Origin of the sequence: uncultured Tateyamaria sp., from assembly GCF_947503045.1 — a bacterium.
GTDB lineage: Bacteria > Pseudomonadota > Alphaproteobacteria > Rhodobacterales > Rhodobacteraceae > Tateyamaria.
In genome coordinates, this window is sequence record NZ_CANNCF010000002.1 from 582714 (window position 1) to 602121 (window position 19408).

A 19408-nucleotide genomic window follows, 5' to 3' on the forward strand; every position below is an offset into this window, starting at 1 on the left:
AACCGCCAAGAATTCGCGTCTTGATGCTGATATAGCGGGCAAAGCCTTAATATCACCGGAGGTGCGACAGCATGCGCATGTGCCCGACATGCGCGTATTGTCGCGGGTCTTGAATATCCGCGCAGACCAAAACGCAAAAAGCGGAGGCACTGCCCCCGCTTTTCGAGTTGGTTATCCGATCTTGGTGGTCAGACCTCGTCAGGCAGCAGCAGATTGAGGAAGATCGCCACCGCCGCAGTTGGCGCCACGGCAGATGTCATCAGCGTCTTGACCACGCCGGGCAGATATTGCACTGCCGATGGCACAAGGTTGAGACCCAGACCCGCCGCCAGCGACACGGCGATGATCACCATGTTACGCCGGTTCATATTGACCTCGCTGAGCACGTTGAGGCCAGCGGCGGCCACCATGCCGAACATCACGATCACACCGCCGCCCAGAACCGGCAAGGGCATCGAGGCGATGATCGCGCCGACCTTGGGGATCAACCCACACAGGATCAGGAACAGCGCACCGATGGTGACCACGTGGCGCGACATGATGCCGGTCATACCGACAATGCCCACGTTCTGGCTGAACGACGTGTTGGGCAACCCACCGAAGACGGCAGCCACGGCAGTGCCCAATCCGTCCGCATAGGTCGCGCCGGCGATCTCCTTGTCCGTTGCTTCGCGCCCGGCGCCTGCCTTGGTCGTGGCCGACGCGTCACCGACCGTCTCAATCGCCGACACGATGCTGACCAGCGTGACCGCGATGACCGCGCCGAGGCTGAATTCGAACCCGTACGGCAGCGGCTGAGGCGTGACAAACAGGGCCGCATTGCCCACGGCACTAAAATTCACCATGCCAAAGACAATGGCGAGCAGATAGCCGACAACAAGGCCGATCAGGATCGCCGCGTTCGAGATGATGCCCTTGGTGAAGAACTTGAGCACAAGGGCGACAATCACCACGCTCAGCGCCACGCTCCAATGCATCAGAGAGCCAAAGCTTTCGGCCTCCATCTGAAAGGGCGCGGCCCCGCCGGCGGCATATTTGATCGCCACCGGGATCAGGTACAGACCGATGGCAAGGATCACGAGGCCGGTGATCAGCGGCGGAAACAGAAACCGCAGATGCTGAATGACCGAGCCGAGGAAAAAGTGGATCACCCCGCCGATCAGGCACGCGGTGAGCGCGACGCTCAGCCCTTGGGTGGCTGCGATCCCGGCCAGCACCCCCACAAAGGCAAAACTGGTACCCTGCATGATGGGCAGACGCGCCCCGATTGGCCCAAGGCCAATGGTCTGAAACAGGGTCGCAACCCCGGCAAACAGCATCGCCATCTGGATCAGATAGACCTGTTCTGGCCCGCCAAAGGCCAGCCCGGCCGCCCCCGCCACGATAATCGAAGGCGTCACGTTCGAGGCAAACATCGCGAGCACGTGTTGCAAGCCCAGAGGCACCGCCTCGGCCAGAGGCGGGGTTTCATTCGGGTCTGAGTACATCCCGTCAGTCATGTCAGTCATTGTCGTTGTCCCTATTTGTCGCCGTCTTTTTCGCGGCTGTGACAAATCTAGTGAACCACACGGTATGGCGGATCAAGGGAAAACTCCTGCAGGTTTGCCCCCGACCCGATCCGGTCCACAACTGCAAACATTCCGGGCAAGTGCAGCGGGGTGAGCACGCCGTGCCATGTACCACGGTGCAGATTGATGCCCTGACCCGGGGCTGTCAGAAAGGCCAGCGGCACGCCGGGCACCCCGTCCTGATCCGGGGCGACGGTGACCAGAAACGGATGTTCTGACATCGGGATAAAGGCCTGACTGCCCTCGGGATGACGCTCCAGCAGATCAAGGGTGTAGGGCAGCGCGCGCGGGGTGGCGTGAAACAGGCTGAGGCCTGCGCGCCCGTCACCAAATTCCATCCGTGCGCGGTCATGAAAGCGCCCGCACATCCCCGCGTTGATCATCCTGTCCGGGTCGCCGGAACAGTCCAACACATCACCAAAGCGCGCAAACGCCTCTGCGCTCAGCGGCTGGCAGCGAATGTCAGAGCGGAACATGCCGGTTCACATCCTTGTAGAGCAGATATCGGAACGGCTCGGTCCCCGTCGCGATACAGGCCTGCGGGCAGAACGCGCGCAACCACATGAAATCGCCGGGGCCGACGCTGACCCAATCGGTGTTCAGTAGGTACTCTGCAGTGCCTTGCAGCACGTAGATCCCATGCTCCATCACGTGGGTTTCGGCAAAAGGAATGCGCGCGCCGGGCAGGAAATTGACCAGATTGACGTGACAGTCATAGCGCAAATCCAGCGGATCGACAAAACGCTGCGTGGCCCATGCGCCATCGGTTCCGGGCATGGGCACCGCGTGTATATCCGTGTCGTGGGTCACCACCGGCTCGGGCGGGCTCAGCCCGTCACCGGGCACGAATTTCTTGCGGATCCAGTGTACGCCGCAATTCGTCTGATCCCGGTTCCAAAGGGTCCAGCGCGCGCCCGGCGGGATATAGGCGTACCCACCCGGCTGCAGCACGTGCAACTCGGTCCCCAATGTCAGATGCGCCGTACCATGGGCCACGAACAGGATCGCCTGCGCGTCCATGTCCGGTTCAGGATTGTTGCTGCCGCCCTCGGGGGACAACTCGATCGCGTATTGGGCAAAGGTTTCGGCAAATCCCGAAAGGGGACGCGCCAGAATCCACGCCCGCGTGCCATCCCATCCGGGCAGGAACGAGGTGACGATATCGCGCTGCGTGATGGCGGGGATGACCGCGTAAGCATCGGTGAAGATGGCTGTGCCCACTGGCGATGTGCTTTGATCCGGATGGCCACCGGGGGGGAAGGCATAGGTGGTCATAGGGCCTCCAGTCGCAGCCGCGCGATGCGTTCGACCTGACGGCAGGCCTCTGCAAATTCGGTTGCGGTGTCATTGGCGATCCGCCGTTCAAAGGCGCGCAGGATGCCCGCCTTGTCGTGGTCCTTGACGGCGATGATGAAAGGAAAGCCGTGCATGGCCACATAAGCGCTATTTTGCGAGTCGAACTGTTCGCGCTCGGCGTCCGTCAGCGCATCCAGTCCCGCACTCGCCTGTTCAGAAGTGCTTTCCGCCGTCAGCCGCTTGGCCGCGGCCAGTTTGCCTGCAAGATCGGGGTGGGCGCGCAGCACCTCCATGCGCTGGTCATCCGATGCCGCGCGAAACACACGGCAAAGCGCGCTGTGCAACCCTTGGGGCGTGTCATGGGCTGGACCAAGTTCCAGCGCCCACGCCCCTTCGGCGATCCACGGCGAATGTTCAAAGATACCGCCAAAAGCATCTACAAAGCTGGCCTTGTCCATCAGATGCCAACCCCTTGTGGCTTGCGGCGGATGCGCCTGTGCCCAATGCGTGGCGATGTCAGCCCGACGTGCGCACCACACACCCTCATGCCCTTGCACATAGTCAATGAACTTGCGCAGCGCCTGCACCCGACCCGGCCGGCCGATCAGGCGGCAGTGCAACCCGATGCTCATCATCGCGGACTTCCCCGCCACACCTTCGGCATAGAGTGCGTCGAAACTGTCGCGCAGGTAGGCAAAGAACTGGTCGCCCGAATTGAACCCCTGCGGCGTGGCAAAACGCATGTCGTTGCAATCGAGCGTATAGGGAATGATCAGCTGATCTTTATCCGCGATACGGGTCCAATAGGGCAGATCATCGTCATAGGTGTCGCTGATCCAGTCAAAACCACGTTCCGAGGCGAGCGCCACCGTGTTCACCGAACAGCGGCCCGTGTACCAGCCCTTGGGGCGGTTGCCGGTGACCTCGGTATGCAGCTTGATAGCTGCGTCCATGTCGGCGGCTTCATCCTCGGGGGAGTGATCCTTGTAGTCGATCCACTTCAGCCCGTGGCTGGCGATTTCCCAGCCCGCGCCCTGCATCGCCTCGACCTGTGCGGGACTGCGGGCAAGGGCCGTGGCAACACCATAGACGGTGACCGGCACGCGTGTTTCGGTGAACAGGCGGTGCAATCGCCAAAACCCGGCCCGCGCGCCGTAGTCATAAATGCTTTCCATGTTCCAATGCCGCTGCCCCGGCCACGGGGCTGCGCCCACGATTTCGGACAGGAACGCCTCGGACGCCGCATCGCCGTGCAACAGGCAGTTTTCGCCACCCTCTTCGTAGTTCAAGACGAAAGAAACAGCGATCCGCGCACCTCCGGGCCAGGCTGCATCCGGCCGGTCAGCCCCATGCCCCTGAAAATCGCGTGGGTAACGGCGGCTCTGGTCGGCCATGGACTTCCCTTCGGAAACGGAGTGAGATGCCCACAATCTGAGCGATGATGAGGCGGGATGCAATGGCCACAGGATATCTGACCACCCATGTGCTGGACACGGCGCGCGGCATGCCCGGCGCGGGTATCAAGATCGCGCTCTATCGGGTGTCGGGCAATTCGCACCGCAAAATCGCTGAGGCAGAGACCAACGCAGACGGGCGCACCGACGCACCGATCCTGCCCGAGGGCAAAATGAAGGCGGGCCAGTATGAGCTGATCTTCTTCTGCGGCGACTATCTGGACGAACACGGGCTAAACAATGATGACGTCAAATTCCTCGACCAGATACCCATCCGCTTCGGAATCACGGACGAGGGCGCGCATTACCATGTGCCGCTGCTGCTCTCGCCCTTTGGCTATTCAACCTATCGGGGCAGCTAGACCCGTTCGATCAGCGTGATGTGGGACGTTCCGAACTTGCGCTGATCCACGGGCGCAAAGCCGTCGGGCGCAATCATGCCCGCACTTTCCTCCCAAACGACCAGTGCACCGGGTTCAAGAAAGTCGCGCACGGCATCCAGCGCACGTTCCCCCAGACCCTTGCCATAAGGCGGGTCCATGAACACCAGATCAAAGGGCGCACCGGACCAAGTCATGCCGCGCGTTGCGTCACTGCGCAGCAGTTGCGCCTCATCACCCGCATCCAGCTTGGCGATGTTGTCCGCAATCAGGCGCTGCCCCACGCGCCCGTTTTCAACAAACACGGCATGCGCCGCCCCACGCGACAGCGCCTCAAGACCCAGCGCACCGGTGCCTGCAAACAGATCAATGACATGCGCGCCTTCGATCACACCGCGACTGTTGAGCATCGAAAACAACGACTCGCGCACGCGGTCCGGCGTGGGGCGCAGATGCGCACCCGGATCGCCCTTGCCCACACCGGCAAGGGGTACACCGCGCCAGCGCCCGGCGATGATCCTCACTTCAGCAGCGCCTTGAGGTCGCTGGCCGGGTCGGCGATGACGCTGGGCGGCGGGCTCTTGCCTGCCTCGATCAGCCGTTTGCCGATCATATAACCGCGCGGATCGTTGGCAGCGTCGACCGCCAGCAGCGTATCATCCTTGTAATACCAGAACGACTTGGCCGCACCGCCATCGCGGCTCACCACATCTGTATAGCCGGTGTTCAGCCCTGCAATCTGCAATTTGACATCGTATTGATCGGACCAGAACCACGGGCGGGCGACATAGTCGCGCTGTGCCCCCATAATGTTTTCGGCCACGCATTCGGCTTGATCGATGGCATTGGGCACACTTTCAAGCCGAATGCGCCCGTCACGATAGGGAAAGGACGCACAATCCCCCGCCGCCCAGACATGCGGTGCTGAGGTGCGGCCCTGCGCATCAGTCGCAATCCCGTTGTCGATGGTGATCCCGGCGGCCTCAGCCAGCGCGGTGCCCGGCGCAATGCCGACACCGACAATGACGAAATCTACTTCCAGCGCACTGCCATCCGACAGAACCGCACCCGAAACAGCGCCCTCCCCTGTCAGATGATCAAGGCCCACGCCCTCGCGGATATCCACACCGTGGCTTGCATGCAGGGCGCGGAAAAAATCGCTGGTCTCTGGTGCGGCGACACGTTGCAGGATACGTTCCGCCATCTCGACCAGAACCACTTTCAGTCCCAGTTTCGACGCAACCGAGGCCGCCTCAAGCCCGATATACCCGCCCCCCACGATCAGCACACGCGCGCCTTCGACGAAACGCGGGGACATCGCATCGACGTCCCCCAGATCACGCACGACAAAAACGCCGTCGAAATCGCCACCGATGGCGGCAGGCAATCGGCGCGGCACCGATCCCGTGGCCAACACCAGATCGGAGTAGGTCAGCGCGTCATCACCGGCGGTCACGGTCCGCGCCTCTGTGTCGATGGCCGACACCTCAGCGCCAAGGCGCAGATCAATGCGCTGATCGGCGTAAAACGCCTCCGGACGCAGAAACAACCGCTCAAGCGGCATGTCGCCCATCAGGTAGGCCTTGGACAGGGGCGGGCGCTGATAGGGCGGAACAGGCTCGGCCCCGATCAGGGTGATGTCGCCTTCGAACCCGCCATTGCGCAACTTGGCAACGCAGGATGCGCCCGCCTGCCCTGCCCCGATCACAACCACGTGGTCCATCATTTTAACCTTTGTTCTCGCCCTTTGCCGACGGTCAGCCTATATCGCACCCCAAGGTGCATGCAATTCCAAGAAAGGGGCCACACATGGCGATTTCCCAAGGCGACACACTTCCGGACGCAACTCTGGTCTATATGAGCGAAGAGGGCCCGGCGACAGTCCAGCTCAGCGAAAAGACAAAAGGGCGCAAAGTCGTGATCTTTGCCCTGCCCGGCGCCTATACGGGCGTGTGCAGCACTGCCCACGTGCCCAGCTTTATCCGGACCAAGGATCAGTTCGCGGCCAAGGGTGTGGACGAGATCATCTGCCTGTCGGTCAACGACCCCTTCGTGCTGAAGGCATGGGGCGACTCCACCGGGGCCGCAGCGGCCGGAATTACCATGCTAGGGGATGCCGATGCGTCCTTTACCAAGGCGATGGGGCGCGATTTTACTGCCCCGCCCGCCGGTCTGATCAACCGCTCCCAACGCTATGCGATGGTGGTTGAGGACGGCACGGTGACGCTGATCCAGGAAGAGGAAAATCCCGGCGTCTGCGATGTCTCGGGCGGTGAAGGATTGCTTGCTTCCATGTAAGCCCGAGCCAAATCAAACATGATGCAAAAGGCCCCCGGTTTCGGGGGCCTTTTTCCTTTGGGTCACTCCGCGGCTTGAATGATGGTGCGCGTCGGGAACGGGATAGGGACCGAGGCCTCATCCAACGCCTCTTTCACCCGACGCTTCATATCCGCCTGATACTGGAAATAGTCGCCACTCTTGCACCAGACCCGGACCAGAAAATCGACCGAACTGTCATTGAGGTTGTTGACCTGAATGAAGGGCTCAGGCGAGCTGTGCGATCGTTCATCCGCCATGATCGTGTCCAGAATAACCGCCTCGGCCTGTTTCAGATTGGCCCCGTACCCAACGCCAAAGGTCCATTCGACCCGCCGGGTTGGATAGGCCGAATAGTTGTCGATCACATTGCCCCAAACCTCGGCGTTCGGGATGATCACCTGCACATTGCTGACATTGGCCAGTTCCGTGAAATTGAGGGTCACGTCCTTGACCGTGCCCATCTTGCCTGCCACTTCGACGAAATCGCCGATCTTGAGGGGCCGAAACAGGATCAGCATCACGCCCGCAGCCACATTGGACAAGGTGCCTTGCAAGGCCAGACCGATGGCCAGACCAGCAGCACCGACAGCGGCAACAACGGATGTGGTGCGCACGCCAAAGGTGTTGAGGACAATCAGGATCGTGAAGGCAAGGATCGTGTAGCGCACGATCGATCCCAGAAAGTTGAACAGCGTGTCGTCCAGATGCTTGTGCGCCAGACCCAGCTTGCGGACGCGACGGCCCAGCCACGCCGCAATGATCCAGCCGATGACGAGGATCGTGATGGCCGCCAGAACGGAACCGAAAAAGGACGCCAGAAACTCCACCGACAGAAAATCGCCGACAGTTTTCCCGTTCCACACTTCGGTGGACATGATGTTTTGAATGTACTCCATGGCCTAGCCCGCCAGCCCGTCCATTTTACGCGCCAGCTTGATGTCCAGCGGACTGACGCCGCCCACATCATGCGTGGTCAGCGTCACCTCCACCGTCTTGTAGACATTGGACCATTCGGGATGGTGATCCCACTTTTCGGCCCAGATGGCGACACGGGTCATCCAGCCAAAAGCATCGACAAAGTTGTCGAAGCGAAAGGTCTTGTGGATGGCGTCGCGCCCCTGCACGACCTCCCACCCGGTTTTCAGCAGCGGATCCAGCAGGGTGTCCCGCGTCTCTTCGCTTAGGCGTTCTGTCATTCCTGTTCCTCAATCTTGACCCGTTTGAAGGGCCCGTACTCCGTGAGAATTTCGATCTCTTCCTCGACCGCCTCACGTTCGGCCTGAAGGTAGTTGGCAATGGCATCCGCAAAACCTGCGTCATTCACCCAGTGCAGGGAGTGGGTCTGTGTCGGTAGATACCCCCGCGCCAGCTTGTGTTCGCCCTGTGCCCCGGCCTCGACCCGCGCCAGCCCTCGGGCGATGGCGATATCGATGGCCTGATAATAGCACAACTCGAAATGCAGGAACGGGTGATGCTCCACACAACCCCAATATCGACCGTATAACGTCTGTGCCCCGATAAAGTTCAACGCGCCCGCCACATAACGTCCATCCCGCTCAGCCAGAACCAGCGCCATGTCATTGCGCAATGTCTCTTGGGCGATGTCAAAGAACCGGCGGGTGAGGTAGGGCGTGCCCCATTTGCGCGCGCCGGTGTCCTGATAGAATTCCCAGAACGCATCCCAATGCTCGGGTTTCAGATCATCGCCAGAAAAAGTCTGGATCGTGCCGCCAAACTCTTGCGCCTGCCTGCGTTCCTTGCGGATGTTCTTGCGCTTGCGGCTGCTGAGGCTGGCGAGGAAAGCGTCGAAATCTGCGTAGCTGTCATTGAGCCAGTGAAACTGCTGCGTGGTGCGCGCCATCAGGCCCAGCGCGGCCCCGGTTTCCCGCTCGTCCTCGGTGCAGAATGTCACGTGCAGTGAGCTGAGGTTATTGGTGTCTGCCAGTTGCACCGCGCCCTGCACCAACGCCGAAAACCCGGTCTCGGCGAAATCCGGATGGGTCAGAAACCGCCGCCCCGTGGCGGGGGTGTGCGGCACCGCGATCTGGAGTTTCGGATAGTAGCGCCCGCCCGAGCGTTCATAGGCATGGGCCCAGTTGTGATCAAAGATATATTCGCCCTGGCTATGGCCCTTGGCATACATCGGCGCGACCCCGATGGTCTGCCCCTGCATCACCGCTTGCAGATATTGCGGCTGCCAACCCGTGCCCGGCCCAACTGAATTGCTGTCCTGCAGCGCCTTCAGGAACCGGTGCGTTGTGAACGGATCGTTCGGTCGCGCGCCATTCGCCGCCTCCGGACAGGCGCAGGCATCCCATGTTACGGCATCAATCGCATCGAGGCTCGGCAGTACACGGATTTCGATCTCTTGCTCGGACACGCGCATTCCTTTTGGGCTTTGGCCGTCAATGTGTGGTGGTCGGGCGCGGGTTCAACCAGGATGGGCGGCGAGATACCCTTCAAAGGTCACATTCTGAGCGATCTTGCGCGCCTCTGCCTCGGCCTCGGGCGAGCGGATTGTCCAACACAGGATGTTTGCGCCCTGCGCCTTGAGGTCCGACACCCGCCGGCGCGGCAAGTCTGCGGCCTCGTGGCTGATAAAACTGGCACCGACCCGGTCAAAATCGGGAATCTCGCGCAGCCTGTCGCAGGTCGCCTTGGACAAGGGCCAACTGGTTGGATCATAGGCGCTGGTCACCAACCCGCGCGGGATATCGGGGCACAGTTCCGCCATGCGCGCGACCGCATGCGGGTTGAACGACATGATCGCGACCGGGCCGGTATAGCCATCAAGTGCCGCAGCGGTCGCCGCCTCAAGCGGGCCGATCTGATCCCCCATGGCTCCGTCCTGATCCTTGATCTCGATCAGCAGGGGCACGCGCCCTGCCACCAGCGCCAGCACTTCGGGCAAATCAGGTATCCCCTCTGATCCACCGCGCAACGGAATCGCGCCAAGCTCGGATGCGGCACGCGCCCGCACCGGCCCGGACCCTTCGGCCAACCGCTCAAGCGCGTAGTCGTGAAAGACCACGGCCACGTTGTCCGCCGTCAACTGCACGTCGATCTCGATGCCATAGCCGTGGGATATGGCGGCCGTGATGGCGGCCCGGCTGTTTTCCGGGCGACCGTCGGCGACGTCATGCAGCGCGCGATGCGCTAAAGGTGCTGCAAGAAAGGCGGGATCAAGCCGGGGTGTCATTTGACCTGAAAGATGCCTTCGATTTCGACGGCGACACCCAGCGGCAGTGACGCGGCTGACACGGCTGACCGGCTGTGCCGCCCGGCGTCACCGAGGGCCTCGACCAGAAAATCGGACGCGCCGTTGATGACCTTGGGCTGTTCGGTGAAATCAGCCGTCGAATTGACGAACCCGGTCAGTTTGACCACCCGCACCAGCCGGTCGATGTCGCCGCCGCAGGCCGCCTTGACCTGTGCCAGCAGGCTGATGGCGCAGGACTTGGCCGCTGCCGCGCCTGCAGGGACATCCATGTCCGCGCCCAATTTGCCGGTGATCAGGCCATCAGGGCCATTCGATATCTGGCCGGAGACGTAGACGATGTCGCCGATCTGGACGAAGGGCACGTAATTGGCGGCGGGGGCCGGAGCGTCGGGCAGGTCGACACCAAGCTCGGCAAGACGGGAGGCGATGGACATCGTGTGATCCTTTCAGGGTCTGGTTCTGATGCGGACGCTAGACCCTAGCTCCGCAACGTAAAAGACCCAAGATCAGGATTCGCGAAACGCCCGGTTGAAATAATCCGCCATGGGCCGGATCAGGTAGGCCAGCGGCGAGCGATCCGCGGTGCGAATAAACGCCTCGACCGGCATGCCGGGGATCAGTACCTGCCCCTCGGCCAGCTTGGCCAATTCGCCGGGGTTCAACACGATTTCCGCCCGGTAATAATTGGCGCCAAGCGCCTCATCCTCGAACGCATCGGCAGACACCAGCGCCACCTGCCCGACCAATTCCGGAGTCGTGCGCTGATCCAGCGCGGAAAAGCGCAGGTTGACCATCTGACCTGCCACGATCTGATCGATATGGAGCGGATCGACCCGTGCCGCGATCACCAGTGGACGGTCCTGCGGAATCAGAAACAGCACTGGATCCGCACCGCGCACAACCGAACGCATGGATTGGACGCGCATATTGTAGACGATGCCGGACACGGGTGCGCGAATCTCCATCAGGTCGATCTGCGCAGACAGGGCCATGCGTTCCTGGATCAGCTCCAGCTCGCGGGCTCGCAGGTCGCGCAGTTGGGTGATCGCCTCTTCGCGCCGGGTCGAGGTCAGACGCAGCACCTCGATCTCGATTTCGGTGATGCGTTGTTCGGCCTGCGCGCGCGATGCGGATAGCTCACCCAATTGCCCGTCCAGCGCCGCCGCCTGCCGTTGCAGCGCCAGCACGCCCGAGGCCTGAGTCAGCCCACGCTCCAGCAGGCTTTGCTGGGCAACCAGTTCCTGTTCGATCAGGCTGCGCTGACGCATCAGCGACGCCTCTTGCGCATTGATCCCGACGATCTGGTTGCGGGTCTGATCTGCACGCTTGGCCAGCTGCTGGCTTTGACGCGCCACGGAATCGCGCCGCGCGCCAAACAGCGCACGCTGCCCGTCCATCAATTCGCGCACCTCGGCGCGGGCCTGGGCCTCTTGGGTCAGTTCCGCATCGAAACGCACCGTATCAAGGCCATCCCGCTCGGCCGCCAGTCGGCCCCGGCGGGCCATGAATTCGAACAACTGCCCTTCGACAATGGCGAGGGTGGATTGCATCTGCGCCACATCCAGGCGGATCAGCAGGTCCCCCGCCTGTACCGCGTCGCCTTCCTTGACGGCGATTTCGGCGACAACTCCGCCTTGCGGGTGCTGCACGATCTGGCGGTTCTGATCCACTTCAATCCGGCCCGGCGCGATGATGGCTCCGGCGATCTGGGTCAGCGTGGCCCAGGCCACAAACCCGCCCAACAGGACCAGCAAGGCCAGCAGGCCCACACCAACGGGCAGTGTGGCGGACCATCTGTTTTGGGTCATGCCACCCCCCCGGCGCGGATCGGCGCACGCTGGATATCATGGTGGTTCTTGATCATGGATTTGAGGATGTCATCCTTGGGCCCAAAGGCCGTGCAGGCCCCGCCCTCCAGCACCAGCAACAGGTCGCATTCCTGTATAGCAGCCGGGCGATGCGCCATGATCATGACAGAGCGCCCATCGCCCTTGGCCGCACGAATGGCAGTGTTGAGCGCTTGCGTGCCCTCATTGTCGAGGTTCGAATTCGGCTCATCCAACACCAGCAGAACCGGATCGCCATAAAGCGCGCGTGCCAGACCTATGCGTTGAATTTGCCCACCCGACAGACGCTGTTGAGCGGCATCAATGCGGGTGTCATAGCCCTCGGGCAGTTCAAGGATCATGGTATGCGCATCCGCCTTTTGCGCTGCAGCCACCACTTTGGCCGCGTCGGGTTGCAAGGACAGCCGGGCGATATTTTCGGCAATCGTTCCGTCAAACAACTGCACCCGTTGGGGGAGGTATCCGATGTGACGGCCCAGCACGCCCGGCGCAAACTGATCCAGTGCGGCGCCATCCAGACGGATCGATCCGGCAGCCGGAGGCCAGACCCCCGTCAGACATCGGGCCAGCGTTGATTTCCCCGCGCCTGACGGGCCGATCACACCCAGCGCCTGCCCGGGCGGCAAGGCGAAAGACAGGTTGCGCAGCGCTGGCGTCCGATCGCCCGGCGGCACAACGCTCAGCCCCCGGGCCACAAGATGCGCAGCAGGTACGGGCAAGGCGGTGCGCGGCGGCTCAGGCAACACTTCGCCCAGCAAGGTGGATAGCGCGTCCCACCCTTTCAGGCCGCGCTGCACCACGGGCCATTGGCCCAACATCACTTCAATCGGGGCCAAGGCGCGGCCCAGTAAAATCGAGCCCGCAATCATCGCGCCGGGTGTCATTTCCCCGCGCAGCACCAGAAAGGCACCCAGACCCAGCATCGCACTTTGCAAGAACAGCCGCAGCGTCTTGGTCAGTGACGTAAACCCACCGCCGATATCCGCCGCCCGTATCTGTTCCTCAAGCGCCTGTCCCCGCGCCTGCTGCCAGCGGTCAAAACCAGCGTCGCGCATGCCCATCGCCTGCACCATCTCGGCCTCAATGCGCAGCTGGTCCGACATCTGACCCGCGGTTTGGCCTGCCTGCCCGGCGCGCAGTTGCGGCAAGCGCGACAGGAACTGGTTGAGACCTGCAATCAGGATCAGAACGGCACCGCCGCCGACCGCCAACCAACCCAGCATGGGGTGAAAAATGAAGATCGCGGCGAGAAAAATCGGTGTCCAAGGCAGATCGAACATCGCCATCAGCACAGGCGAGGTCATCAGCCGCTGGATCGCCTCTAGATCGGCCAGTCCGGATTGTGCGCGCGCGTCCGGCGCGACGGCGGACTTGCGCACTACCGCATCAAACACACGGCGATCAAGGGCGATCTGAAACCGGGCCCCGACCCGCGCCATGATGCGCCCGCGCACGAAATCGAGCAGCCCCATCACGCCGTAGAGAAACACAGCCAGCAGCGACAGGGCGATCAGCGTTTCCTCGCTTTTGCTGCCCAACACGCGGTCATAGACCTGCAACATGTACATCGGCCCGGTCAGCATCAGCAGATTCGCAAACAGGCTGAACAGGCCGACAACCCAATACAGCGCACGGCTTTTGCGACGGGTGGCGCGCAGTTCTGCCCGCCCGCGCTGTGTCAGATCATGTCGCATCAGCACCTTTTCGCTCGCCCTTGGAACAACTCTGGGCGAACCCCGGCTGTTGACCCTACCTTGTGTCACGCAACAGCCACATCCGGATAAATCGACATTGCGTGCCCTGTGCATTTTGCACAGAAACACTAGGTAATCGTTACGAACACGCCGGAGATTTTAATTGTCTTTATTTACCCGCCTGCACCGTGCTGCCGCACTTGTGCTTGTTATTTGTTTTGTGGGGGCCTGCGCGGGAACCAACCAGACGGCCGTGACGCCTGCAGGGATCAACGACCCTTACGAGACGCAGAACCGCAAGGTGCATGCCTTTAACCGTGGTCTGGACCGCGCCATCGTGCGCCCGGCGGCTGTCGGCTATTCATCGGTCCTGCCGGACGAGATCGAAGACACGATCGGCAACTTTGCCACCAATCTGGGCAAGCCTTCGGTCATGGTGAACAGCCTGCTGCAGGGTGATTTGCGCGGATTTGGCAATGCCACCTTGCGCTTTACCATCAATTCGACCTTTGGATTGCTCGGCTTTTTCGATCCGGCCACCGAATTCAAGATGGCCGATCACGACACGGATTTCGGTGAAACGCTTTATGTCTGGGGCGCGGGCGAGGGGGTCTATCTTGAGCTGCCAGTGCTTGGCCCGTCGACCACGCGCAGCGCTACTGGGCGGTTTGTCGATTTGTTTACCAACCCGCTCAGCTATATTCTCGAAAGCCCCGAGGAGTATTATGGCACCGCCGCCTCTGCCGCATCCGGGCTGGGTTATCGGGGGCGTTTTGCCGACACAGTGGATTCGATCCTCTATGAGAGTGCGGACAGCTATGCGCAGGCCCGGTTGATCTATCTGCAAAACCGCCGGTTCAAGCTGGGCGATACGGAATCAACCACCACCATTGACCCGTTTGAATTGGATACCGAGGGATTTTGATATGCAACGACGTGATTTTCTGGCGCTGACAGGTGTAGCAGTAGTGGCCCCGGCCCTGCCCGCATGGGCATTGAACAAAGCAAGTGCCGAGCGTTTGATCGACACCGTCGTCGGCGACATCAACGCGGTCATTGCCTCGGGCAAGAACGAAAACGCGATGATTTCCGAATTCGAGCGTATCTTTCAGCGCTACAGCGACACGTCTTACATCGCCGCCTACGCGATGGGTGCGGATGGGCGCAGCGCCTCGAACGCGCAGAAACGTGCCTTTTCCAATGCGTTCCAGGGCTATGTGGCGCGCAAATACGGCAAGCGGTTCCGCGAATTCATTGGTGGACGGCTTGAGGTCAAGGCGGTGCGCCAGGTCAAGAACTGGTACGAGGTCGACACCACCGCCTTCCTGCAGGGCGAGTCCCCGTTTACCGTCACCTTCCATGTGTCAGACCGGTCCGGGCGGGATCTGTTCTTCAACATGTTCATCGAAGGTATCAACCTGCTTTTGACCGAACGGGCCGAGGTGGGCGCACTGATCGACCGCAATGGCGGAAACATCGACGCGATGATCCGCGATCTGGGCTCCGCCGGGTAGGCGCGGTGGCCTAGCGGTTGCCGCCACCCAGAATTTCACGCACCAGCATTTCGATCAGACCTTCGGTTGTGCGTGGCACCTCGCGTTGTCGCGGCTGTGCGGGCGCTTGCTGGGGTTGCTGCACCTGAAACCCGTCGGGCGCGCGCATCGGCAGGCCGCGGGCGGGCAGCCCTTCGTGCACGCGCGACATTGCCTCGCGCCAGATCTCGGCCGGCAGACCACCGCCTGTCACCCCGGTGAGCGGCGTGTTGTCGTCATAGCCCATCCAGACACCGGCCACGTAATCGGCGGTAAAGCCAATGAACCACGCATCACGGGCGGCTTGGGTGGTGCCTGTCTTGCCCGCAATCTCGCGCCCGCCAAACTGGGCGCGACGGCCCGTGCCCTGGCTCACGACCTTCTCCATCATCCAGATCAACTCCGCAGCGGCCTTGTCGCCAATCACCCGCTCGCGGATACCGCCGCCGGTGCCCATCAGGGGCGCGTCATCCCCCTGGAGACGCAAATCGACCAGACCATAGGGCGTCACAGACGAGCCGCCATTCAGAATACCCGCATAGGCCCCTGTCATATCCAGCAGCGTGCTTTCCGATGCGCCAAGCGCCAGTGCGGGGCCAGCGGCCAGATCGCTTTCGATGCCGAAATCGCTGGCCACGCGGCGCACCAGATCGCGCCCCACGGATTCAGACACTTTGACCGCCGGGATATTCAGCGAATCCTGCAAGGCCTCAACCAGGGTCACACGCCCACGATAGTTATTGGTGTAATTGCGCGGTGACCACGGGCCGGAACCGGGGATGTCTATCGTCATCGGCGCATCATCGACCGTCGACAAGGGCGAATGGCCCAGTTCGAGGGCGGCGGCATAGACAAAGGGTTTAAAGGCAGACCCCGTCTGACGTTCGGCCTGAATGGCGCGGTTGAACACACCGGAGGCACGCGTTTCGCGCCCGCCCACCATGGCACGCACCGCACCATCAGCACTCATCACCACGACGGCGGCCTGCGCTTTTGATCCTTCACGCACCTTGTTCTCAAAGACGAAATTTACCGCCTCTTCGGCAGCGCGTTGCAGGCGCTGATCAAGCGTGGTGCGGATGATCACGTCTTCGGCGGTGTTGCGGGTAAAAAATTCCGGGCCCGTGGACATCACCCAATCGGCAAAATATCCGCCTGCATTGCGCCGCGCCGCCGGGGCTAGGCCCGAGGGGTTCTTTTGCCACTGCGCGACCTCGGCTGATGACAAATAGCCCTGTTCGCCCATCAGGCGCAGGATGGTGGCAGCCCGCGCATGCGAGCGATCAAGATCAGACGTCGGCGCCAAACGCGACGGCGCCGTCAGCAGACCTGCAATCATCGCCGCCTGCGACGGGTTCACATCAGAGGCAGGAACACCGAAGTACCGTTGTGCTGCCGCTTCGGCCCCATAGGCCCCGCCGCCCATATAGGCGCGGTTGAGGTAGATCGACAGGATTTCATCCTTGGAATACTTCGCCTCCATCGCGAGGGCATAGATCGCTTCCTTGGCCTTGCGCTGGATCGAGGTGCGACGGCAATCGGCGACATATTCCGCCTCATTCTCCCAGTCGGCGGCGACATATTCCTCGCCCAGACACAGCAGCTTGGCGGTCTGTTGCGTGATGGTCGACCCGCCATGGCCAGACAGCGGCCCGCGCCCTTCGCTCAGGTTGATGCGCACGGCACTGGCGATGCCGCGGGGGCTGAGGCCGAAATGGCGGTAGAACCGCTTGTCCTCGGTCGCGACAACCGCGTCTCTCAGGGCAGGCGCCACCGACTGTGCGGTCACCGCTCCGCCAAACTGATCGCCCCGACGGGCGAAAATCTGTTCATCGCGGTCCAGCAACGTCACCGACCCGCGGGCGCGACCATCCAGCAAAGTGTTCACATCCGGCAGGGTGGTCCAGTAATAGCCGACAAACATGGCCAGAACGGCGCAAGCCGCCAGCGACACGCGCCATGTGATTTTCCAGATCAGGCGCAGGACCCAGCGAAACAGGCGGGTGAGGATATTGCCCGTCGGCTTTTTGCGCGGACTGCGCTTGCGGCGCACCGGTGCTGCCTTTTTGGTCGTCGGTTTCTTGGGCTTTTTGCCATAGCGACGGTCCGCCACCAAAGGCCGTTTGCCCTTTTTTGAATCACGCATCTGTCGACCCCTGCCCGGCCTTTTGTTTCATGCCACCATATCGACTTTGACGGGCATTGCCACGCCCAGACAAAAGCTCATCACGATTCTTGTTTGCGTATTTTTTGTGCGGATCAATGGGTTTGCGCATTTTTTATGCACATGCCTCCGAAGCGTCCCCCTAATTCACCCGCCAAATCTTTGCGACGCGATGTGAATACACTCTTTTGCCCGCGTACTGCAGGGCGACCTGCCAATCGAAGGGGACACGTGGTGAAACTCATCATTGCAACGATCAAGCCGTTCAAGCTGGAAGAGGTTCGCGAAGCGCTGACCGAAGCTGGTGTGCGCGGCATGATGGTCACGGAAATCAAGGGCTTCGGCTCTCAATCGGGGCACACGGAAATCTATCGCGGCGCAGAATACGCAGTGAATTTCGTACCCAAGGTCAAGATCGAGATCGTTGTGGCAGAGGCCATGGCTGATCAGATCGTCCAGACCATCACCAAAACCGCCCAGACGGGCAAAATCGGCGACGGCAAGATTTTTGTCCTCGACGTGGAACAGGCCGTGCGTGTGCGCACCGGCGAAACCAACGAAGACGCCATCTAAGCGCACCAACATAGGGAAAAACGGACAATGAAACTCAAGAAATCTCTCCTCGTTGGCGCCGGCCTCACGGCCTTGCCGACGCTGGCGCTGGCACAGGATGCTGCCGCTCCGGGCTTTGACGAGATCGGCCCGTACATCATGACGACCCTGCTGTTCTGCATGGCAGGTTTCCTCGTTTTCTTCATGGCCGCAGGCTTTGCAATGCTCGAAGGCGGTCTTGTCCGCTCCAAGAACGTCACGATGCAGATGACCAAGAACATCGCGCTGTTTTCGATTGCGGCCATCATGTACTGGCTGGTCGGCTTCAACACGATGTATCCGGGCGATTTCAACGGCTACTTCGCGCTCGGTGGGCAAACCGTGCTGGATGCCGTGGGCGTTTCGGCGGCGGATGCGGCTCTTGACTATGCGTCGGTCGGTTCGGATTTCTTCTTCCAGCTGGTGTTCGTTGCTGCAACCGCATCCATCGTGTCGGGTGCCGTGGCTGAACGCATCAAGCTTTGGCCCTTCCTGATCTTCGTCATTGTGCTGACGGGCTTCATGTACCCGATCTCTGGTTCGTGGAAATGGGGCGCAGGTTGGTTGGACGCCGCTGGCTTCCAGGACTTTGCCGGATCGACCGTTGTGCACTCCGTGGGTGGCTGGGCCGCTTTGGCCGGTATCATTGTGCTGGGTCCACGCTTGGGCAAGTACAAGGACGGCCGCGTGAACCCGATGCCCGGCTCGAACCTGGCCCTCGCCACTTTGGGGACGTTCATCCTGTGGCTGGGTTGGTTTGGCTTTAACGGTGGCTCGCAGCTTGCGATGGGTACAGTGGGCGATGTGTCTGACGTCTCGCGCATCTTTGCCAACACCAACATGGCCGCCGCAGCCGGTGCCGTGACGGCGCTGGTTCTCAGCCAGATCCTGTACAAAAAACCTGACCTGACCATGGTGCTGAACGGCGCGCTGGCGGGCCTCGTGTCGATTACCGCAGAACCACTTGCGCCGACACTGTTCGGGGCGCTTTGGATCGGTGCAGTGGGTGGTATCATCGTTGTTCTGGCCATCCCGATGCTCGACAAGTTCAAGCTGGATGACGTGGTTGGTGCGATCCCTGTTCACCTCTGTGCAGGTATCTGGGGCACAATCGCCGTGGTCTTCTACAATTCCGACGCCTCGCTCACAACGCAACTGCTTGGCATCGTGGCTTATGGTGTGTTCACCTTTGTCGCCTCGCTGATCGTGTGGTCCATCCTCAAGGCCGTCATTGGTATCCGTGTCAGCGAAGAGGACGAAATCAACGGCCTCGACATGGCCGAACTGGGCATGGAAGCCTATCCCGAGTTCTCGAAGGGCTAAGTCGGGTCCTCAGAAAATCA

20 protein-coding genes are annotated in these 19408 nt (G+C 61.4%); 6 read left to right on the top strand and 14 right to left on the bottom strand.

The window, feature by feature from the left end; genetic code table 11:
* Positions 1-188 precede the first annotated feature (188 nt).
* From Q1A89_RS11230 to puuE, 4 genes are read right to left on the bottom strand one after another with little or no spacing between them, the layout of a single operon-like run.
* Positions 189-1508, bottom strand: a complete 1320-nt coding sequence (locus tag Q1A89_RS11230) for a nucleobase:cation symporter-2 family protein (RefSeq protein ID WP_299727693.1) — start codon at positions 1506-1508, stop codon at positions 189-191.
* A 47-nt stretch (positions 1509-1555) separates the two neighbouring features.
* Positions 1556-2044 carry an ureidoglycolate lyase gene (locus Q1A89_RS11235; protein ID WP_299727695.1) on the bottom strand — a complete coding sequence of 163 codons (489 nt, stop codon included), beginning with the start codon at positions 2042-2044 and terminating at the stop codon, positions 1556-1558.
* Positions 2031-2843 carry a bifunctional allantoicase/(S)-ureidoglycine aminohydrolase gene (locus Q1A89_RS11240; RefSeq protein WP_299727697.1) on the bottom strand — a complete coding sequence of 271 codons (813 nt, stop codon included), beginning with the start codon at positions 2841-2843 and terminating at the stop codon, positions 2031-2033. Before Q1A89_RS11240 ends, Q1A89_RS11235 begins: the two co-directional genes overlap by 14 nt.
* On the bottom strand, positions 2840-4258 hold the full coding sequence (puuE, locus tag Q1A89_RS11245; protein WP_299727699.1) for an allantoinase PuuE: 1419 nt from the start codon (positions 4256-4258) through the stop codon (positions 2840-2842). The genes Q1A89_RS11240 and puuE overlap by 4 nt, the downstream gene beginning before the upstream one ends.
* A 62-nt stretch (positions 4259-4320) precedes the next feature.
* Between puuE and uraH the strand changes: the two genes are divergently transcribed.
* Positions 4321-4680, top strand: a complete 360-nt coding sequence (uraH, locus tag Q1A89_RS11250; protein WP_299727701.1) for a hydroxyisourate hydrolase — start codon at positions 4321-4323, stop codon at positions 4678-4680.
* On the opposite strand, the gene rsmD is transcribed toward uraH, so the two are convergent.
* Complete coding sequence (gene rsmD, locus Q1A89_RS11255; RefSeq protein ID WP_299727703.1) at positions 4677-5222, bottom strand: 16S rRNA (guanine(966)-N(2))-methyltransferase RsmD; 546 nt, start codon at positions 5220-5222, stop codon at positions 4677-4679. The two genes, uraH and rsmD, sit on opposite strands and share 4 nt — an antisense overlap.
* The gene (locus Q1A89_RS11260) at positions 5219-6421 is read right to left on the bottom strand and encodes an FAD-dependent oxidoreductase (RefSeq protein ID WP_299729134.1); all 1203 of its coding nucleotides are present in this window, start codon (positions 6419-6421) and stop codon (positions 5219-5221) included. Before Q1A89_RS11260 ends, rsmD begins: the two co-directional genes overlap by 4 nt.
* Before the next feature lie 86 nt (positions 6422-6507).
* On the opposite strand from Q1A89_RS11260, the gene Q1A89_RS11265 reads away from it, so the two are divergent.
* Positions 6508-6996 (top strand): peroxiredoxin, encoded by a 489-nt coding sequence (locus tag Q1A89_RS11265; protein ID WP_299727706.1) that lies wholly within the window; start codon positions 6508-6510, stop codon positions 6994-6996.
* 62 nt (positions 6997-7058) lie between these two features.
* Here the strand turns inward: Q1A89_RS11265 and Q1A89_RS11270 are convergent, their stop codons facing one another.
* From Q1A89_RS11270 to Q1A89_RS11300, 7 genes are all read right to left on the bottom strand, one after another.
* On the bottom strand, positions 7059-7913 hold the full coding sequence (locus Q1A89_RS11270) for a mechanosensitive ion channel domain-containing protein (RefSeq protein WP_299727709.1): 855 nt from the start codon (positions 7911-7913) through the stop codon (positions 7059-7061).
* Positions 7914-7916: 3 nt separating this feature from the next.
* Positions 7917-8213: a 4a-hydroxytetrahydrobiopterin dehydratase gene (locus Q1A89_RS11275; RefSeq protein ID WP_299727712.1), complete on the bottom strand. Its 297-nt coding sequence runs from the start codon at positions 8211-8213 to the stop codon at positions 7917-7919.
* Positions 8210-9397 carry a GNAT family N-acetyltransferase gene (locus Q1A89_RS11280; protein WP_299727715.1) on the bottom strand — a complete coding sequence of 396 codons (1188 nt, stop codon included), beginning with the start codon at positions 9395-9397 and terminating at the stop codon, positions 8210-8212. Before Q1A89_RS11280 ends, Q1A89_RS11275 begins: the two co-directional genes overlap by 4 nt.
* A 51-nt stretch (positions 9398-9448) precedes the next feature.
* On the bottom strand, positions 9449-10216 hold the full coding sequence (locus Q1A89_RS11285; protein WP_299727718.1) for a glycerophosphodiester phosphodiesterase family protein: 768 nt from the start codon (positions 10214-10216) through the stop codon (positions 9449-9451).
* Positions 10213-10671, bottom strand: coding sequence for a RidA family protein (locus tag Q1A89_RS11290; protein WP_299727721.1), 459 nt, complete (start codon positions 10669-10671; stop codon positions 10213-10215). The genes Q1A89_RS11285 and Q1A89_RS11290 overlap by 4 nt, the downstream gene beginning before the upstream one ends.
* A gap of 72 nt (positions 10672-10743) precedes the next feature.
* Positions 10744-12045, bottom strand: coding sequence for an HlyD family type I secretion periplasmic adaptor subunit (locus Q1A89_RS11295; RefSeq protein WP_299727724.1), 1302 nt, complete (start codon positions 12043-12045; stop codon positions 10744-10746).
* Complete coding sequence (locus Q1A89_RS11300) at positions 12042-13778, bottom strand: type I secretion system permease/ATPase (protein ID WP_299727727.1); 1737 nt, start codon at positions 13776-13778, stop codon at positions 12042-12044. Before Q1A89_RS11300 ends, Q1A89_RS11295 begins: the two co-directional genes overlap by 4 nt.
* A 163-nt stretch (positions 13779-13941) precedes the next feature.
* On the opposite strand from Q1A89_RS11300, the gene Q1A89_RS11305 reads away from it, so the two are divergent.
* A complete protein-coding gene (locus Q1A89_RS11305; protein ID WP_299727729.1) occupies positions 13942-14703 on the top strand; it encodes a VacJ family lipoprotein in 762 nt (253 codons plus the stop codon).
* A gap of 1 nt (position 14704) precedes the next feature.
* Positions 14705-15292, top strand: a complete 588-nt coding sequence (locus tag Q1A89_RS11310) for an ABC transporter substrate-binding protein (RefSeq protein WP_299727731.1) — start codon at positions 14705-14707, stop codon at positions 15290-15292.
* 10 nt (positions 15293-15302) lie between these two features.
* On the opposite strand, the gene Q1A89_RS11315 is transcribed toward Q1A89_RS11310, so the two are convergent.
* Positions 15303-17456, bottom strand: coding sequence for a transglycosylase domain-containing protein (locus Q1A89_RS11315; RefSeq protein WP_299727732.1), 2154 nt, complete (start codon positions 17454-17456; stop codon positions 15303-15305).
* A 252-nt stretch (positions 17457-17708) separates the two neighbouring features.
* On the opposite strand from Q1A89_RS11315, the gene Q1A89_RS11320 reads away from it, so the two are divergent.
* Both Q1A89_RS11320 and Q1A89_RS11325 read left to right on the top strand, forming a co-directional pair.
* The gene (locus Q1A89_RS11320) at positions 17709-18047 is read left to right on the top strand and encodes a P-II family nitrogen regulator (RefSeq protein WP_299727733.1); all 339 of its coding nucleotides are present in this window, start codon (positions 17709-17711) and stop codon (positions 18045-18047) included.
* 27 nt (positions 18048-18074) lie between these two features.
* Complete coding sequence (locus Q1A89_RS11325; protein WP_299727734.1) at positions 18075-19388, top strand: ammonium transporter; 1314 nt, start codon at positions 18075-18077, stop codon at positions 19386-19388.
* The last annotated feature ends 20 nt before the right edge of the window (positions 19389-19408 follow it).

Excerpts from the sequence above, each read along its gene's own strand:
- Q1A89_RS11230 (WP_299727693.1), bottom strand. The coding sequence starts at position 1,508 with ATGACTGACATGACTGACGGGATGTACTCAGACCCGAATGAAACCCCG.
- Q1A89_RS11235 (WP_299727695.1), bottom strand. The coding sequence starts at position 2,044 with ATGTTCCGCTCTGACATTCGCTGCCAGCCGCTGAGCGCAGAGGCGTTT.
- Q1A89_RS11240 (WP_299727697.1), bottom strand. The coding sequence starts at position 2,843 with ATGACCACCTATGCCTTCCCCCCCGGTGGCCATCCGGATCAAAGCACA.
- puuE (WP_299727699.1), bottom strand. The coding sequence starts at position 4,258 with ATGGCCGACCAGAGCCGCCGTTACCCACGCGATTTTCAGGGGCATGGG.
- uraH (WP_299727701.1), top strand. The coding sequence starts at position 4,321 with ATGGCCACAGGATATCTGACCACCCATGTGCTGGACACGGCGCGCGGC.
- Q1A89_RS11260 (WP_299729134.1), bottom strand. The coding sequence starts at position 6,421 with ATGGACCACGTGGTTGTGATCGGGGCAGGGCAGGCGGGCGCATCCTGC.
- Q1A89_RS11265 (WP_299727706.1), top strand. The coding sequence starts at position 6,508 with ATGGCGATTTCCCAAGGCGACACACTTCCGGACGCAACTCTGGTCTAT.
- Q1A89_RS11270 (WP_299727709.1), bottom strand. The coding sequence starts at position 7,913 with ATGGAGTACATTCAAAACATCATGTCCACCGAAGTGTGGAACGGGAAA.
- Q1A89_RS11275 (WP_299727712.1), bottom strand. The coding sequence starts at position 8,213 with ATGACAGAACGCCTAAGCGAAGAGACGCGGGACACCCTGCTGGATCCG.
- Q1A89_RS11285 (WP_299727718.1), bottom strand. The coding sequence starts at position 10,216 with ATGACACCCCGGCTTGATCCCGCCTTTCTTGCAGCACCTTTAGCGCAT.
- Q1A89_RS11290 (WP_299727721.1), bottom strand. The coding sequence starts at position 10,671 with ATGTCCATCGCCTCCCGTCTTGCCGAGCTTGGTGTCGACCTGCCCGAC.
- Q1A89_RS11295 (WP_299727724.1), bottom strand. The coding sequence starts at position 12,045 with ATGACCCAAAACAGATGGTCCGCCACACTGCCCGTTGGTGTGGGCCTG.
- Q1A89_RS11300 (WP_299727727.1), bottom strand. The coding sequence starts at position 13,778 with ATGCGACATGATCTGACACAGCGCGGGCGGGCAGAACTGCGCGCCACC.
- Q1A89_RS11310 (WP_299727731.1), top strand. The coding sequence starts at position 14,705 with ATGCAACGACGTGATTTTCTGGCGCTGACAGGTGTAGCAGTAGTGGCC.
- Q1A89_RS11315 (WP_299727732.1), bottom strand. The coding sequence starts at position 17,456 with ATGCGTGATTCAAAAAAGGGCAAACGGCCTTTGGTGGCGGACCGTCGC.
- Q1A89_RS11325 (WP_299727734.1), top strand. The coding sequence starts at position 18,075 with ATGAAACTCAAGAAATCTCTCCTCGTTGGCGCCGGCCTCACGGCCTTG.